Below are 17,185 nucleotides of genomic sequence, written 5' to 3' on the forward strand. Positions count from 1 at the left end.
CTCCCTGGTGGTAGGGGATTTTCTAACTCCCCCATGCTAGCCGGTCGTCAGCACGCGGGTCACATCCCGCCCCACCTTCGACCGGTCGACACCGCCGGACACCGCGACCTGCACGATCATCGTCGCGCCCGGGGTCCGGGCGCTCAACCAGGTCACGTCCGGCAGGGCGCTGAGCAGGGTGGCGAAGGTGCCCGGCCGGTGGGTGGTGCGCACCTCGAGGACGTTGCCGTTCCAGTACGTGGCTGTCGGGGCGGGCTCGGCCGGCGGGACCGCGGAGTACACGCCGGAGTGGTAGGCGTGGGCGAGGGCGGTGGCGTCGGCGGCCTCGTCGAGGGTCTGGAGGGTGGGCCGGATGTCCAGTTCGAGGTGGATGGTGCCGTCGTCGGCGGTGGCCAGCCGGGCGGCGACGATCCTCCACGCCTTGGCGGCGGCGACGGCGAGGATGCGGATGATCTCCCGCTGGTAGGTGCCCCGCCACCAGACGGTGATCGTCTCGTCCTCCACGTTGGCACGCAGGCCGAGGTCGTCCGGAGCGTGGACGAGGGGGCGCACCGGTGACAGGTCGGTCAGGGCCCGGCGGGCGCGCGTGGACAGCTGCCGCAGGCCGGTCTCCAGGCGCCGGTTCCACACGCCGGGGCCGGTGGCCTTCGCGTCGGCCTCGGTGAGGGCCTCGAGCAGGTTGACGGTGATGAGGTCGTAGTGGAGGGCGTCGAGAAGCGCGTCGCGGGTCTCGTCGGCCTGCGGGTCGCGCGTGGCGGAGAGCCGGGCGACGGTGGTGTGCTCGGCGACGAGGGTCTGCACGCGGGAACGGTCGGGCAGGTTGAGGCCCAGGCGGCGGGCCATACGGGCGACGAACTCGGCGCCGACCTGCTCGTGCGGGCGGCCGTAGCCCTTGCCGATGTCATGGAACAGCGCCCCGAGCAGCAGCAGGTCCGGCCGGGCGACCCGGACGGTGGCGGCGGCGCAGTGGGCGACGGTGACCAGGGAGTGGGCGTCGATGGTGTGGATGTGGGTGCGTTCGCGGGGCATCCGGCCGCGGATGTGGTCCCACTCGGGCACGAGCCGGGTCCACAGGCCGTGCCGGTCCATGGCGTCGATGACCTCACTTGTGTGGTTGGGGTGGGCCAGCAGGGAGAAGAAGTCGTCCGCGGCGGCCGGCTGCCACACCTCGGGCAGGTCGGGCAGCTGCGCGAGCCGGGCCCAGGTGTGCTCCGAGACGGGCAGCCCGGTACGCGCGCTCGCGGCGGCCACGCGCAGTAGCAGGGCGGGGTCGCCGAGGTCGGGGCTCCGCGACAGGACGATCTCCCCGCCGGATTCGACGACGTCGAGGTCGAGAGGGCGACGAGTGGTCCGCGGGGTCGACCTCGCCAGCACGCTGCGGGCGGTGGCCAGGCCGACGGTCAGCGCCTGGTCGATGGCGCGGGCGGCGTCGGCGATGGCGGCGGAGAGCTCGTACCGGTCCCCCATGCCGACCAGTTCGGCGATGTCCCCCGCGAATTCGGGGTCGAGAACGTCACGACGCCGCCGCGCCTGCGCATGTAGGAGGGTGCGGACGTCGAGAAGCAGCCGCCGCTGCGCGTGCAATGGCGGGGCGTCGCAGAGGTTGGCCATCGCCAGCGCGCGGAGCAGCTCCGCGTCGCGCAGGCCCCCGCGGCCGTGCTTGAGATCCGGATGCGTCATGGTGACCACCGACCCGGCGCGACGCCAGCGGGTCGCGGCGGTGGCGACCACCGCGTCGAAGTTCCGGGAGATCTGCTCCCGCCAGCGCCGCCGCACCAACGCCGTCGCCCGCTCGCTGAGCTCCGCGTCCCCGCGCAGGTGCCGCATCTCCAGCAGTGCCAGCCCCGCCGTCGAGTCCGCGGCGACCATGTCCGCGCACTCCTCCGGGGTCCGCACGGCGTGGTCGAGGTGGAACTTCGCGTCCCAGATCGGGTACCAGAGCTTGTCGACGTCCCCCGGCTCCCCCGGCTCCGTCCCGGCCGGGTGCAGCAGCACCAGGTCCAGATCGGAGTAGGCGGTCATGTCCTCCCGCGCGAGAGAGCCGGTGGCCACGAGGGCACAACCCTCGGGCACCGGCAGTGAGTCGATCAGGTCGAGGGCCCGCGCGACGGCCCCGGCCCTGATCCGGTGGGGATCAGTCCGATCAGACGGCATCGTCGTTGCGCTCGCCCGTCCGCACCCGGATGACGTGCTCGACGGAGGTCACCCACAACTTCCCATCCCCCGTCTTACCCGTGTAGGCGGCCCGGGTGATGGCGTCGAGGACATCATCGAGCAGGTTGTCGGCGATGACGACCTCGAGCTTGACCTTGGGCACGAACTCCGTGGCGTACTCCGCACCCCGGTAGACCTCCGTGTGGCCACGCTGCTGGCCGTACCCCTGGGCCTCCGTCACGGTCATGCCGTGCACACCGACCGACTCCAGCGCCTCACGCACGTCACCGAGGGTGAAGGGCTTGACTACGGCTGTCACGAGTTTCATCGGTTCTACTCCTGGGAGGTCGGGGCGGTGGGGGCGGTGGCGGTCGAGGTTCCGGGGTACGGGCGCTCCGGACGCTCTGTGGCAGATCCTACTGCCATGGGGCGCGGCTCGGAGCCGACCAGGTCGTCGTAGGCGGACTCACGGTGCTGGTGGTAGTCGATGCCGGTGGACTCGGCGTCGTCGTCGATGCGCCAGCCCATCGTCGAGCGCAGCAGCAGACCGAGGATGAGGGTGACCACGCCCGCGAAAATCATGGCCACCAGGGCGATGACGATCTGCACGACGAGCAGCTTGAGGCCGTCGACCCCGCCGCCGGTGAACACGCCGGTGTCCGTGGCCACGAAGGCCAGGCCCACGGTGCCCCACAGGCCGGCGACGAGGTGGACGCCGACGACGTCGAGGGAGTCGTCGTAACCGAAGCGGTACTTCAGGCCCACGCCCAGGCAGGCCAGGACACCACCGACGGCACCGAGGATGAGGGAGGTCGCCGGGGTGAGCACGCCCGCGGCCGGGGTGATGGTCACCAGACCGGCGACAACACCGGAGGCGGCGCCGAGGGACGTCGGGTTACCGTCTCGCAGGCGCTCGGTCAGCAGCCAGCCGAGCATCGCGGCCGCGGTGGCCGCGGTGGTGTTGAGCCACGCCAGACCCGCCGCACCGTCGGCGGCGAAGGCCGACCCGCCGTTGAAACCGAACCAGCCGAACCACAGCAGTGCGGCACCGAGCATGACGAAGGGCAGGTTGTGCGGCCGCTGCGCCGCGGTGAGGAAGTCCCGGCGGCGGCCGATGAGCAGTGCCAGGACCAGTGCCGCGGTACCGGCGGAGATGTGGACGACCGTGCCGCCGGCGAAGTCGACCGGAGCAATGGTGGCCTCCCCGTCGGTGACGCCGAACATCCGCGCCGCGATGCCGGTCTCGGAGTGCGACAGCAGGCCCCCACCCCACACCATGTGCGCCAGCGGGAAGTAGACCAGGGTGGCCCACAGCCCGGAGAACACCAGCCAGGTGCCGAACTTCACGCGCCCGGCCAGCGCACCCGAGATGAGGGCGGTGGAGATGACCGCGAAGGTGAGCTGGAAGGCGACGTCGATGATGTTGGCGTACCCGGAGGCCCCGGCGATGTAGTTGCCGGCGTCATCGACGATCGAGTTCCGCAGCCCGAAGAACTCGAAGGGGTTGGCGACGATACCGCCGAGGGACTGGGCCCCGTAGGACATCGACCAGCCCCACAGGATGTAGACGACGCTGACGACACCGAGCGTGCCGAACGACATCATCATCATGTTCAGCGCCGAGCGCCGTCCCGTCATGCCTCCGTAGAACAACGCCAGGGCGGGCGTCATCAGCAGCACGAGGGATGCCGACATGAGCATCCAGCTCGCATTTCCGGACGCCATCACGACTTCTTCCGCGTTCATGTGCGGGCCTCCTTGTGTTGTGGGCCCGGGCCGGTGGATCCCGGGCTCTGGTTTTCTATTGGCCGACCGTTTTCGTTCGACACCGTTGACTATAGAGCTATAGAAACTCTTTCGATAGTCCGACAGGTAAGCGCGGGGGTGGTGGCGCACCCCCGCGGGGTTCGGCGGCGCCGGGTCCGCACATCTGGCGGACGGTGCCGGCGTTTTCGCAGTTCAGAATGGTACGACGAATCAAGGATGCGCGGATCCGGTCCTGCCGCGAATCAGAACAGGCACCCGCCCCGGAACCGGGAGCAGGTGCCTGACGGTCTGCGCTGTGGCTAACCGAGCAATGCGTCGACGAAGCCCTCGATCTCGAACGGGGCCAGGTCATCCGCACCCTCGCCGAGGCCGACGAGCTTGACCGGGACTTCGAGCTCCTCCTGCACCTGGAAGACGATGCCACCCTTGGCGGTGCCGTCCAGCTTGGTCAGGACCACGCCGGTGATGTCCACGACATCGCGGAACACCCGGGCCTGGGTGAGGCCGTTCTGGCCGACGGTCGCGTCGAGGACCAGCAGCACCTCGTCGACGACGGCCTTCTTCTCCACCACCCGCTTGACCTTGCCCAGCTGATCCATGAGGCCGGTCGAGGTGTGCAGTCGGCCGGCGGTGTCGATGATGACCACATCCGCCTGCTCCTCGATACCCGTGGCCACCGCGTCGAAGGCGACGGACGCGGGGTCCGCACCCTCCGCACCGCGGACCGTGGTGGCGCCCACGCGACGGCCCCACGTCTCCAGCTGATCGGCGGCGGCGGCACGGAAGGTGTCGGCGGCACCGAGAAGCACCTTGTGCCCCATGGAGACGAGCACCCGGGCGAGCTTGCCGGTGGTCGTCGTCTTACCGGTGCCGTTGACACCGACGACAAGCACGACGGCGGGCTTGCCCTCGTACGGCATCGCCTTGATGGAGCGGTCCAGCTCGGGACGGCCGACCTCGATGAGGGTCTCCCGCAGCATGGCGCGGGCCTCCGCCTCACTGGACACTCCCCGATCGGCGATCTTCTCGCGCAGCGACTCCACCACACGCATGGTCACCGCGGTTCCGAGGTCCGCCATGATGAGCGTGTCCTCGATCTCCTCCCAGGCGTCCTCGTCGAGATCACCGGCGGAGAGAATACCGAGCACACCCTGCCCGATGACGTTCTGCGAACGCGACAGCCGACCACGCAGGCGGCCGATCCGGCCCGAGGCCGGGGCGATGTCCTCCACCGGTGCGGCAGCCGGGGCCGTTTCGACGACCTCGTCCGGCACCGGGGTCTGCTCCAGGGCGGCCTCGACCGCTCCGGCGGTGACGTGAGCTGCGGCGGCGGCCTCCTCGGCCTCCTCCTCGACGGCCTCGTGATCCTCCACCGCCTCCTGCTCCGGTTCGACCGGTGCCACGAACTGTGCCTCATCGACCGGCTCGGCCGGGTCCGCCTCGAACTCGTCCGGACGCTGCGGGGTGTGGTCGACGCTGTCCTCAATGGTGGCGGCGACCTCCTCATCCACGATCACCGTGGAGGGGTCGAACTCCGCGTCCTCGGCGGGGGTCTCACCGACGGTCTCCTCCCGGAGGATCTCCTCCTCGACGACCGGCTCGGCGGCGGCAGACGCAGCCTGCGCGTCGACGCGGGCGCCCGGATGGACGACCTCGACGGGCTCCTGCTCCTCGATGATCTCCACCGCAGACTCGTCCTCGACCGCGACCGGGTCCTGCTCCTCGATGATCTCCACCGCAGACTCGTCCTCGACCGCGACCGGGTCCTGCTCCTCGATCACCTGGTGGGTCTCGTTCTCCACCGGCTCGTCACGCTCGGCGATGCCCTCGGACACCGGATCGACGAACCCGCGCGGCTGCCCAGACTCGGGAGCACCCGGCACGACCGGGTCCTGCTCCCCGATCACCTGGTGGGTCTCATTCTCCACCGGCACGTCACGCTCGGCGATGCCCTGCGACACCGGATCGACGAACTCACGCGGCTGCTTCGACTCAGCGGCGGGCTCAGCAACGGGCTCGGACTCGGGGTGTCCGACGGTCTCCCCCACGGTCGGCGTGGGCTGCGGATTCACCGGCTCAGCGGACTTCGCCGGCTCAGCAGCGCGGGTGGGCTGTACCGGCGGAGTGGCCGGGGTGGAGCCGAGTTCCTGGCCGGGCAGCAGGTCGGGTTCCTTCTCGGTCTGCTTGGCGGGGGCGAAGTTGAAGCCGCCGGTGGCCTGGTAGTTGCCGGACTTCTCCTCGCGGGTCAGTTCCTTGGGGGCCTCGTCGTCCTTCTTCTCGAAGCTGACGGTCTTCGCCTTCTTGCGCTTGAGCCCGAAGACGATGAGCAGGATGATCAGCAGGAGGACGACGACCGCTATGCCGATGATGAGATACGTGGTGTTCATGGACTCCATAGTGTCAGTACCCGGGCCAATATTCACGCTCAGTGATTGATTGACCCGCCTACTCTGAGTTGCTCCGCCGGGATTGATCCCGGCGGAACGACTGAAACCCGGCGGAGGTCCGGCACCAGCCCAGATCAGGCGGCTACTGGGCGGGGCTCATGCGTTGGCTGATGACGCGGGTGACGCCGTCGCCACGCATGGTCACGCCGTAGAGGACGTTGGCCACGTCCATCGTGGGTTTCTGGTGGGTGATGACGATGAGCTGCGAGTCCTGCCGCAGTTCCTCGAAGAGGTTGATCAGGCGACGCAGGTTGACGTCGTCGAGGGCGGCCTCGACCTCGTCCATGACGTAGAAGGGGCTGGGGCGGGCGCGGAAGATGGCGACGAGCATGGCCAGGGCGGTGAGTGATTTCTCGCCGCCGGACAGCAGGGACAGTCGCTTGACCTTCTTGCCCGGGGGCCGGGCCTCGACCTCGATGCCGGTGGTGAGAAGATCGTCGGGGTCGGTGAGGATGAGTCTGCCCTCGCCGCCGGGGAACAGGGTGGTGAACACCTTGGGGAACTCGGCCTCGACGTCGTGCCAGGCGTCGGTGAACAGCTGGAGGATCTGGGCGTCGACGTCCTCGATCACGCCGGAGAGGTCCTCGCGGGCCTGGATGACGTCGTCGAGCTGGGTGGAGAGGAATTCGTAGCGTTCCTCGAGTGCCTTGAACTCCTCGAGGGCGAGCGGGTTGACCTTGCCCAGGGCGGTGAGGTCCTTCTCCGCCTGTCTGAGGCGTTTCTCCTCCTCGGGGCGGTTGAAGTCCTCGCCGGGGGTGTAGTCGGCCATGAGGTCGGCGATGGGCAGGCCGAGCTGTTCGACGATCTTGGCCTCGGCTTCGTCGATGCGCACCTGTGCCTGCGAGCGGGCGATCTCGCCGGCGTGGGCGTTGTCGGTGAGCCGGTTGAGCTGGGTGCGGGCGGCGTTGACGCGGTCCTTGGCCCGTCCCAGCAGGGCGGAGACCTCGGTGCGCTGCCGGACGAGGTCGTCGCGGTCGGTGGCGGCGCGGGCGGTGGCGTCCGCCACGCGAGCGGCGAGGTCGCGGGCATGTTTTTCCACCGTCACCGCGAGTTCGGCTGCTTCTCGACGCCGCGCCATCACCTCGTCGTGCCGCGCCTTCGCCTGACGTTCGTGCGCCGCCTGGCGGCGCAGCCCCTCACCGCGCCCCGCGGCCTGATTCGCCCGTTCCTCGGCGGTGCGCAGCGAGAGGTTGGCCTCCATCTCCATCGCCTTGACCTGGGTCAGCGCGGTGGCGGCCTCATCGCGGGCGACGGTCGACGGTTCCTCGGGAGCGTCGGTGTCCTCCACGCGGGCGAGGCGGTCGCGGGCCTCGGCGAGCTGGTCGCGCAGGCCGGCGAGGCGGGCGTCTGCGCCCGTGGCGCGTTCGGCGGCGCGCTGGTGCTCGGCCTTGTTCGCCTCGTACTGCCTGGTCAGGCGCGCGGCGTCGCGTTGCCAGGCGGTGATGGCCTGGTCGTGTTCGCGGAGTGCGGCCTTGCGGGCGGCGGCGTCGACACGCGCCTCGTCGGCGGCGATGCGGGCGCCCTCGAGGGTGCCGGAGAGCTCGTCGAGGTCGGCGCGGGCGTCGACAAGCTCCTCCTCCGCCTCGGCGATCTGGGCACTGACCTCGACCGGGGACGCAGCGCCGGTGCCCACGGCGACCCAGCCCTGCCCGCACAGGACTCCGTCGAGGGTGACCACCCGCAGGCGGGGGTCCTCGGCGACGACGGTGCGGGCGGTGTCCACGGTGGCGGTCACCGCGACGTCGGCGAGCAGGCGGGTCAGTGCCACGGAGACGCGCGGGTCGACGGTGACGTGGTCGAGCAGCCAGGTCACCCCGTCGGGCAGGGTCGCGTCGAGACGCCAGGGGGCGGTCGAATCGGTGGTGTCGACGAGGACGGTGCGGGTGGCGCCGCGCAGCTCGTCGATGAGCGCCGGTGAGAGCTGGCCGGCGAGTGCCTCCGCGTGGGCGCCGAGGGCGGCGGCCAGCGCGGTGGCGTGCTCCCGGTCGGTGGTGACCAGGTCGGCGAGCGGGTCCCACTCCCCCAGCTGCTCTCCCGCGCTGGTGGTCGGGGCGTTCTGACGCAGCGTGTCGATGCGTGCCTGCAGCGAGTACACCGCCCGCTCCCGCTCGCGCTGGGCATCACGCAGATGGTCGAGGCGTTTGTCGGCGGCACCGGCCTCACTGGCGGCCCGGACGTGGGCCTCCTCCCGGGGGCCACGCTCGGCGGTCAGGGCGGCGATCTTCTCGGTGACCTCGCGGGACTCGGCCTCCGCGGCCTTCGTCCGGGCCAGGGTCTCGGCGAGGGTCTCCGACTGCCGGTCGATCTCCGCCTCGGCCGCGGCGACCTGCCCTGCCAGGGACTCCTCGGCGGCGATGAGCCGGACGGTGCCCTCCCGGCGGTCGGCGATGGCGCGGACCTGGGCGAGATGCTCGGCCTCCGCCTCCCGGCGCGCCTCCTCCCGGTCGGCGACCTCCTCCCGGATGGACTCGAGGCGCTCGCGGGCGATCTCGACAGCCTCGGTGAGCTCGGCGAACTCCGTCTCCGCCTGTTCAGCGCGGCGCTCCAGCTGCTCGGGATCAGGCCCGGTGTAGGCGACCTGTGCCCCGGCATTGCTGGCACGTTCAGCCGCGATGCGCGAGGTCGCCGACACCCGCTCGGTCAGCGTGGACAGGGAGAACCACAACTGCTGGGCGGCCTCAGCGCGCGGGGTGAGGTCCTCGAGCCGACCCTCCAGATCCAGCTGAACCTCGCTGGCCTCCTCGAGCTGTTCGGTGACCTCCTCCACCTGTTCGGCCAGGAGGCGGGCGCGACGGTCGGTGTCCTCGAACTCGCGGCGCAGACGGTGGACGCGGTCGCCGGCGAGGCGGAGGCGGGCGTCACGAAGCGTGGCCTGGACCGTCGCCGCACGCTGTGCCGCCTCAGCCTGCCGGGCCAGCGGTTTGAGCTGGCGGCGCAGCTCATCTGTCAGGTCGGTGAGGCGGTCGAGGTTGGCCTGCATGCCCAGCAGCTTGCGCTGCGCCTTCTCCTTGCGACGCCGGTGCTTGAGCACACCCGCCGCCTCCTCGATGTAGGCGCGACGCTCCTCCGGCCGCGACTCGAGGATCTGCGCCAGCCGGCCCTGACCGACGATGACGTGCATCTCCCGGCCGATACCCGAATCAGACAACAGCTCCTGGATGTCCATGAGCCGGGCCTTCGACCCGTTGATCTCGTACTCGCTCGCCCCGTCGCGGAACATCCGGCGGGTGATGGAGACCTCGGTGTACTCGATCGGCAACGCGCCGTCCGAGTTGTCGATGGTCAACGTCACCTCCGCCCGGCCCAACGGCTTCCGGTCGCCCGCACCGGCGAAGATGACGTCCTGCATCTTCCCACCACGCAGCGTCTTCGCCCCCTGCTCACCCATCACCCAGGCGAGCGCGTCAACGACATTCGACTTACCCGACCCGTTCGGCCCGACCACCGCACAGATACCGGGCTCGAATTTCAGGGTCGTCGCAGACGCGAAGGACTTGAATCCTCGAAGCGTCAGCGATTTCAGGTGCACCGGGCAAGATTATCACCGCAGGTGGGGCGCATCGTGACATTTCCGCGTCAGCCGAGGACCGGGGTTGGTTGTAGAGCGGCCTACCGCTCGCGGAAGCCCGATTCTCCCTTGGGCTCGCCCCACTGGGTGATCACGGTGTCCACGGTGCCGGGGCGGCCGTGGCGGGAGGGCTGTTCCTCCAGGCGGGCGAGCAACGCCTCGACCTGGGTGGTGTCACCCTCTGCGACGACGCAGACGCGGCCGTCGTCACGATTGGTGGCGGAGCCGGCCAGGCCCAGTTCCAGGGCCTGGGAGCGGGTCCACCAGCGGAAGCCGACGCCCTGGACGTGGCCGTGGACGAAGGCGGTGAGTCGGGTGCTCATCAGGAGCGGTCCTCGAGGGTCTGGCGGTCCTCGATGCTGCGGCGGGTGACCGGGTCAGAGCCGTCCCACACCTCGACGTTCTTGAGCTCGGGCAGCATGTCGCGGTGGAAGACCGGGTCCACACCCTTCCTGCGCTGTTCGTTGTAGTTCTTGAGCAGCTTGATGGCCACGCCGCCGAGCGGGACGATGGCGATGAGGTTGATGAAGACCATGGTGGCGGCGAAGGTGTCGCCCAGGGCCCAGACCAGCGGCAGGGAGCCGACGGCGCCGAAGAAGACGAAGGCGATGACGGCGACGCGGAAGACGTTGAGCCACACCCCGGACTTGGTCAGGTACTCGATGTTGGCCTGGGCGAGGTAGTAGTTGCCCAGGATGGAGGAGAAGGCGAGGAAGAAGAGGATGAAGGTGACGAAGTGGGTGCCCCAGGCTCCGACCTCGCTGGCCAGGGCCGCCTGCGTCAGCGATGCGCCCTGGACCTCCTCGCCGTAGTTCATGTCCTGGCTGCCCAGGAGAATGATGAAGGCGGTGATGGAACAGACGACCAGGGTGTCGAAGTACACGCCGAGGGTCTGCACCAGACCCTGCTTGACCGGGTGGGAGACGGTGGCGGTGGCGGCGGCGTTCGGGGCGGAGCCCATGCCGGCCTCGTTGGAGAACAGGCCACGGCGCATGCCGTTCATGAACGCGGCACCGACGGCGGCACCGGCGATCTCCTTGAAGCCGAGGGCGTGGCCGACGATGTCGGCGATGACACCCGGGACCTCCTCGATGCGCAGGGCGACGACGATGATGGCGACGACGATGTAGGCCACCGCCATGAACGGCACGATGAGCTGGGTGGCGTTGGCGATACGGCGCACGCCACCGAAGATGATGGACGCGGTGAGCAGGGCGAGGACGCCGCCGACGATCATCTTGAAGCCGAGGGAGTCCTGCTCGAGGGAACCACCGACGGACTCGACGATGGAGTTGGTCTGGATGGCGTTGTAGACGAAGCCGTAGGTGATGGAGATGAAGACGGCGAAGATGACCGCCAGCCAGCGGGCGTTGAGGCCGCGGGTCATGTAGTACGCCGGGCCACCGTGGTAGTTGCCGTCCTTGTCGCGGGTCTTCCACAGCTGGGCCAGGGTGGACTCGATGAAGGAGGTGGCGCCACCGATGATGGCGATCATCCACATCCAGAACACCGCGCCCGGGCCGCCGAGGGAGATGGCGACGGCCACACCGGCGACGTTGCCGGTGCCCACGCGGGAGGCCGCGGAGATGGTGAACGCCTGGAAGGCGGAGATGCCGCCGTAGTCGGCGTCATGGTCCTTGCCGGCACCGCCGGGCTTCTCCACCACCGCCTTGAACATGTCCGGCAGCATGCGCACCTGGACCACCAGGGTGCGGACACCGAAATAGATGCCGGCGGCGATGAGCACCCACGGCACGACGGTCCAGAGGTTGTCGTTGATCGTCCCGGTGACGAACGACTCGAAAGTTTCCATGTTCTAAACGTAGCGCCTCGGGTGCCCTGCGTCACAACAGTGGCGTACGTGTCTCAGATGGTCTGACAGGCGGGGCAGAAATGCGTCGACCGGTTCTGGAACGCCACCCGCCGGATCGGTGTGCCGCAGCGCGGGCAGGGCCGACCCTCCTGCCCGTAGGCGTTGAGCGAGCGGGAGAAGTAGCCGGAGGCGCCGTTGACGTTGACGTAGAGGGCGTCGAAACTCGTCCCTCCCGCGGCCAATGCGCGCCGCATCACGTTCGCCGCCGCCGCCAGGAGCGTGACGACGTCCCGTTGCCGCAGGCTGGCTGCCCGCCGCGTCGGCAGGATCCCCGCCTCCCACAACGCCTCATCGGCGTAGATGTTGCCGATGCCGCTGACCACGGTCTGGTCGAGCAGCACCGACTTGATCGGCGACTTCTTCGTCCGGATCCGCCGGGCCACCGCCACCGGATCGAACCCGGCCTCCAACGGGTCAAGCGCGATGTGGGTGACCGGGGCGGGAATACCGTCGACCGTGGGGGTGTGCAGCCAGCGCCCGAAGGTGCGCTGGTCGACGAAGGCGAGCTCCTGGGTGAGCCGGCGGCGTCGATAAGCAGGGCGCGGATGCGCAGATGCGGTGACGTGCACGTGCCGGGATCGCCGACGAGCATCTGGCCGCTCATGCCGAGGTGGACGAACAGGGCCGACGCCTCATCGAGGGTGAGCCACAGGTATTTGCCGCGCCGGCGGATGTCCACGATGGTCGCGCCGGTGAGCAGGTCCGGCAACGGGGCGTCCTGGCCACGGTTGGCGCGGGGATGGCGGACATCGACGTCCTGGAAGACCGCGCCGGAGAGGTGCTCTGCGAGACCCCGGCGGACGACCTCGACCTCGGGCAGTTCCGGCATTACGCGTTCGCGGCCAACGGATTCTCGCGCAGGACACGGAAGGCGCGGTGCGCGGACTCCTGCTCGGCGAGCTTCTTGCTCTGCCCCTCACCGGACCCCAGCTCCACGCCGTTGACCGTGACCGTCGCCGTGAACACGAGCTCATGCTCCGGGCCGGTCGACGTCGCCGCATACACCGGCATCGGCAGCTTGAGCTCCGCGACCCGCTCCTGCAGGGCCGTCTTCCAGTCCCGGTGCAGACTGTCCGCCGAGGCCGAGTCGATCTTCTCCTTGAACAGGCGCAGCACCACGTCCCGGGCGACCTCGAAGCCGTGCTCGAGGTAGATCGCGCCGAGCAGCGCCTCCGTGGTGTCCGCGAGGATGGAGTCCTTGCTCCGCCCCTCCGTCACCAGCTCACCACGGCCGAGCAGCAGATGGGCACCGAGGTCGATCTCCCGGGCGATGTCCGCCAGACCGTAACGCGAGACTATCGACGCCCGCATCTTCGAGATGCCCGACTCCGGCCGCGACGGGTACTGCAGGTACAGGCGGGTGGCCACGGACAGACCGAGGACGGCGTCACCGAGAAACTCGAGACGCTCATTGTTCGGCAGACTGCCGTTCTCGTTGGCGAAACTGCGGTGCGTCAACGCCAGGCGCAGACTCTCCTCACTGAGCTCCACCCCGAGAGCCCTGAGCAGCGGAGCGTGATCAACGGCGCGGAACGCCGTGTCCAGGGCCTCCTCCCCCGTCGGCCGACGCTTGCGACTCACAGGAACTTCTCCAGGTCAGCCCACCGCGGATCAAGGAGCTTGCCCTCATCCTCACCCGACACCCCGTCCGGGGCCGGCGTCTCCGCGTCATCACACCCACCCTCACAGGTCGGGTTGAACGGCAGATTCAGGCCCGCTTCATCGATGACCGCCTGAATGATGTCCAGCTCATCACCGGTCACCACCGGCACATCATCACCGGACCCCTCCCCGTCATCCTCCTCACCCGTGATGAAATCCGGGGTGGTGGCATAGACCTGGCTGACCCGCAGATCCATCTCCGGATGCAGTTCCCGCAGGCAGCGCACGCACTGACCGGAGAGGGTGCCACGGACGTCCGCATTGACGAGCACACCCCCACCGAGATCGGAGAGAGTGGCGTCGACGGTGACCTCGCCACCCTCCGGAATCCCGATCATCTCGGGTCCGATGCGCAGCGGGGTGGGGCCGGTCTGAGTGCGCTGATCAAAGTCAGCGAGCCGGGCAATGTTGAACACAAACGGTGAAGTCATATCGCTGCCTGAGTCTACTCCGCGTCTGCCTGATCTCTCATTCCTGACATACCGGAGAGGTATTCGGGGTCCACTCGGGGCTTATTCGGGGCGGCGACGCAGCGGGTAGTCACCCGCCACGGGGGCCCCCGCCGGACCGGCACCAGCCGCACCGGCGCCACGACGCAACGCCTGACGATCCCGACCCACCGTCCGCAGCACACCCGTCAGAGTCTCCTCGAACTCACCGAGCTTGCTGTCCACGAAATCATCACACTCACTGCGCAGACGGTTCGAGTCCGCATGTGCCGAATCAACGATCCGGTGCGCCTCCTCATTCGCCCGACGCACGACCTCCGACTCGGACACCAGACGCTCCTGCTCCGCCATGCCCTCATCAACGGACCGACGGTAGGACTCGTTGCCGTCCGCGATGAGACGATCCGCCTCAGACTGCGCCCGACCCACGGTCTCATCCGCCTCCCGACGAGCCGACCCGACAATATGGTCCGCGTCATCCTCAGCCTTGGCCACCAGGCCGGTCGCCCGCTGCTGCGCATCCGCCAGCATGGCATCCGACTGATCCTGCGCCTGCCCCACGATCCCCGACGCCTGCGCCTCCGCATCCGTCACCATCTCCCGGGCACGATCCTCCGCACCACGCAGAATGTGTTCCTGCTTGTCCAGGACATCCTGGGCATCATCAATCTCGATGGGCAGCGCGTTGCGCAGATCATCGAGCAACGCCAGCATGTCGTTGCGCGGGACCATGCAGTTGGAGGTCATGGGCACGCCATAGGCCTGCTCCACGGTCTGGACGAGTTCATCTAGTGCCTCAAAGACGCGATACATGAAATTCAGCGTACTGGCGTACCTGCTCAGGTGCCGTTATTGCAGGTAGGCGTGTCACCTTGAGGTTGGGGGCACGGGGCACTCTGGTTTCCGGAAACCAACCCACAGCTGACGCTGGTCAGCGATGATGGGTCACAGGCGAGCTGTTGCGCCTCTCCCGCTACACCGTCCGAAGGACTCCCCCATGAATTCTCGAACTGCCCTGGCCCTCCTCGCTTCGGGGATGCTCACACTTTCGGGGTGCACCACCCCGGTTGAGCCGACTGATACCGAGGAGACCACCTCCTTGACCTCATCGAGCGCGTCCAGTTCCACCTCAACGTCGTCCTCATCCACGTCATCCATTCCGGAGGCTTCACAGGTCGACGAACCCGCCACCCCTGCTGCGCCCGAACCGGTGCCTGAAGTGACCCCCGCACCGGTAACACCTCCGGCCCCGGCCCCGGCACCGACCCAACAGCCTGGCACGGTCATCGGCATGACCGGAGCACCCGGCCACGACACTCCCCGCCCCCTCAACAAGACCATCGCATCGTGCGGCGGAGACATTCACCAGCGGGGCACCACCTTCTTCACGGACGGCACGAGCGGTTGGACCCAGCAGTGTTCGGACGCCTGGACTCCACCTCCGCCACCTCCCCGGCCCCGGTGGTCGAGGACCATACAGGGGAAGTTGAGCCCGCCCAGTAATAGCCCCGTGAAACCCCAATTCGAGAACCCCAATGAATCGAGTGCGCGATCCGAGCCACTCGATTGATTGGTGATCTGGAATTGGTCTTCTCGAATTGGTGTCCACGGCTGGCGCTGGGCAGGGGCAGATGAGTAGGGGCATTCGAGTACGGGCATTCATCGGGACTCTCGACACGGCCACCCGATGAATGCCCCTGCTCGAATGCCCGTACCGGAATACCCCGACCCCCCGAACCCACCCCCAGAATCGGATCAGCCCCCGACCGCACGACTGCGCGGCCGGGGGCTGCCCGGTAAGTGAACCGACTGTCTGAACCGACCTAGATGACGCCCTGCGCGAGCATGGCGTCGGCGACCTTCTTGAAGCCGGCGATGTTGGCGCCGACGACGTAGTTGTTCTCGTGGCCGTACTCGGCGGCGGTGGAGGACATGTTCTTGAAGATCTTGGACATGATCTTGTGCAGTCGCTCGTCGGTGTACTCGAAGGTCCAGGAGTCGCGGGAGGCGTTCTGCTGCATCTCGAGGGCGGAGGTGGCCACACCGCCGGCGTTGGCTGCCTTGCCGGGGGCGAAGCGGATGCCCTTGTCGCGGAAGACCTCGATGGCCTCCGGGGTGGAGGGCATGTTGGCGCCTTCGGCGACGTAGCGGATGCCGTTGGCGGCGAGGGTGGTGGCGTGGTCGCCGGTGAGCTCGTTCTGGGTGGCGCACGGGAGGGCGACGTCGGCCTTGAGGTCCCAGATGGAGCCGTCCTCGTGGAAGGTGGCGCCCTCGGCCTCCTCGGCGTAGCAGGAGACGCGTTCGCGGCGCTTCTCCTTGATGTCGCGGAGCAGTTCGATGTCGACGCCGTTGGGGGTTTCCACCCAGCCGGAGGAGTCGGAGAAGCCGACGACGTTGGCGCCGAGTTCCTGGGCCTTCTCGATGGCGTAGATGGCGACGTTGCCGGAGCCGGAGACGATGACGTCGGCGCCGGAGAGTTCGTCGCCGTTGGCCTTCATCATTTCCTGGGTGAGGTAGACGCAGCCGTAGCCGGTGGCCTCGGTGCGGACGAGGGAGCCGCCCCAGGTCAGGCCCTTGCCGGTGAGGACGCCGGATTCGTGCTGGTTGGCCAGGCGACGGTACTGGCCGAAGAGGTAGCCGATCTCGCGGCCGCCGACGCCGATGTCACCGGCGGGGACGTCACGGTACTCGCCGATGTGGCGGTGGAGTTCGGTCATGAAGGACTGGCAGAAGCGCATGACCTCGGCGTCGGACTTGCCCTTGGGGTCGAAGTCGGAGCCGCCCTTGCCGCCGCCGATGGGCAGGCCGGTCAGGGAGTTCTTGAAGATCTGCTCGAAGCCGAGGAACTTGACGATGCCGAGGTTGACCGACGGGTGGAAACGCAGGCCGCCCTTGTACGGGCCGAGGGCGGAGTTGAACTGGACGCGGAAGCCACGGTTGACCTGGACGACGCCGTTGTCGTCGACCCACGGGACGCGGAAGATGAGCTGGCGCTCGGGCTCGCAGAGACGCTGGATGAGTCCGTAGTCCGCGTAGTGCGGATCCTTCTCCAGGACGATCTTGAGGGAGTCCAGCACCTCGGAGACCGCCTGGTGGAACTCGGGCTCGCCGGCGTTCCGCTTGAGGAGCATGTTGTAGTAGGTCGAGACCTGCTCATCAACAGTCATGTAAGTCCTTTCGTCCCGGAGCGCCGGGTCCGTACATTTCTATCCAGTAGCAGTTTTCACGCCGGAGGGCGCGGGTGCAAGTTAACGGGTTGTTGGAT

At 68.5% G+C, this 17,185-nt stretch carries 12 protein-coding genes and 1 pseudogene; all 13 read right to left on the bottom strand.

What is annotated here, in order from left to right:
* Positions 1-36: 36 nt before the first annotated feature.
* The 13 genes and pseudogenes from QP029_RS12710 to gdhA all read right to left on the bottom strand — a co-directional run bounded on the left by QP029_RS12710 (position 37) and on the right by gdhA (position 17,087).
* Positions 37-2,154 (bottom strand): [protein-PII] uridylyltransferase, encoded by a 2,118-nt coding sequence (locus tag QP029_RS12710; protein WP_284874625.1) that lies wholly within the window; start codon positions 2,152-2,154, stop codon positions 37-39.
* The gene (locus tag QP029_RS12715) at positions 2,144-2,482 is read right to left on the bottom strand and encodes a P-II family nitrogen regulator (protein ID WP_284874626.1); all 339 of its coding nucleotides are present in this window, start codon (positions 2,480-2,482) and stop codon (positions 2,144-2,146) included. Before QP029_RS12715 ends, QP029_RS12710 begins: the two co-directional genes overlap by 11 nt.
* A gap of 5 nt (positions 2,483-2,487) precedes the next feature.
* Complete coding sequence (locus QP029_RS12720; RefSeq protein ID WP_284874627.1) at positions 2,488-3,900, bottom strand: ammonium transporter; 1,413 nt, start codon at positions 3,898-3,900, stop codon at positions 2,488-2,490.
* Positions 3,901-4,220: 320 nt separating this feature from the next.
* Positions 4,221-6,308, bottom strand: coding sequence for a signal recognition particle-docking protein FtsY (gene ftsY / locus QP029_RS12725; protein ID WP_284874628.1), 2,088 nt, complete (start codon positions 6,306-6,308; stop codon positions 4,221-4,223).
* Between the two features lie 142 nt (positions 6,309-6,450).
* A complete protein-coding gene (gene smc, locus QP029_RS12730) occupies positions 6,451-9,897 on the bottom strand; it encodes a chromosome segregation protein SMC (protein ID WP_284874629.1) in 3,447 nt (1,148 codons plus the stop codon).
* Positions 9,898-9,977: 80 nt separating this feature from the next.
* Entirely contained in the window at positions 9,978-10,259 is a 282-nt protein-coding gene (locus tag QP029_RS12735; protein WP_284874630.1) for an acylphosphatase, read from the bottom strand.
* Complete coding sequence (locus QP029_RS12740; protein WP_284874631.1) at positions 10,259-11,749, bottom strand: alanine/glycine:cation symporter family protein; 1,491 nt, start codon at positions 11,747-11,749, stop codon at positions 10,259-10,261. Before QP029_RS12740 ends, QP029_RS12735 begins: the two co-directional genes overlap by 1 nt.
* A gap of 53 nt (positions 11,750-11,802) precedes the next feature.
* Positions 11,803-12,638, bottom strand: a pseudogene (mutM, locus tag QP029_RS12745) (bifunctional DNA-formamidopyrimidine glycosylase/DNA-(apurinic or apyrimidinic site) lyase).
* On the bottom strand, positions 12,638-13,390 hold the full coding sequence (gene rnc / locus QP029_RS12750) for a ribonuclease III (RefSeq protein WP_284874632.1): 753 nt from the start codon (positions 13,388-13,390) through the stop codon (positions 12,638-12,640). The pseudogene mutM and the gene rnc overlap by 1 nt, the downstream one beginning before the upstream one ends.
* Positions 13,387-13,902 carry a YceD family protein gene (locus tag QP029_RS12755; protein ID WP_284874633.1) on the bottom strand — a complete coding sequence of 172 codons (516 nt, stop codon included), beginning with the start codon at positions 13,900-13,902 and terminating at the stop codon, positions 13,387-13,389. The genes rnc and QP029_RS12755 overlap by 4 nt, the downstream gene beginning before the upstream one ends.
* 81 nt (positions 13,903-13,983) lie before the next feature.
* Entirely contained in the window at positions 13,984-14,733 is a 750-nt protein-coding gene (locus QP029_RS12760; RefSeq protein WP_284874634.1) for a DivIVA domain-containing protein, read from the bottom strand.
* Between the two features lie 132 nt (positions 14,734-14,865).
* On the bottom strand, positions 14,866-15,069 hold the full coding sequence (locus QP029_RS12765; RefSeq protein WP_284874635.1) for a hypothetical protein: 204 nt from the start codon (positions 15,067-15,069) through the stop codon (positions 14,866-14,868).
* Between the two features lie 674 nt (positions 15,070-15,743).
* Positions 15,744-17,087: an NADP-specific glutamate dehydrogenase gene (gdhA, locus tag QP029_RS12770; RefSeq protein ID WP_284874636.1), complete on the bottom strand. Its 1,344-nt coding sequence runs from the start codon at positions 17,085-17,087 to the stop codon at positions 15,744-15,746.
* Positions 17,088-17,185 lie beyond the last annotated feature (98 nt).

Source organism: Corynebacterium suedekumii (genome assembly GCF_030252185.1).
GTDB classification, from domain to species: domain Bacteria; phylum Actinomycetota; class Actinomycetes; order Mycobacteriales; family Mycobacteriaceae; genus Corynebacterium; species Corynebacterium suedekumii.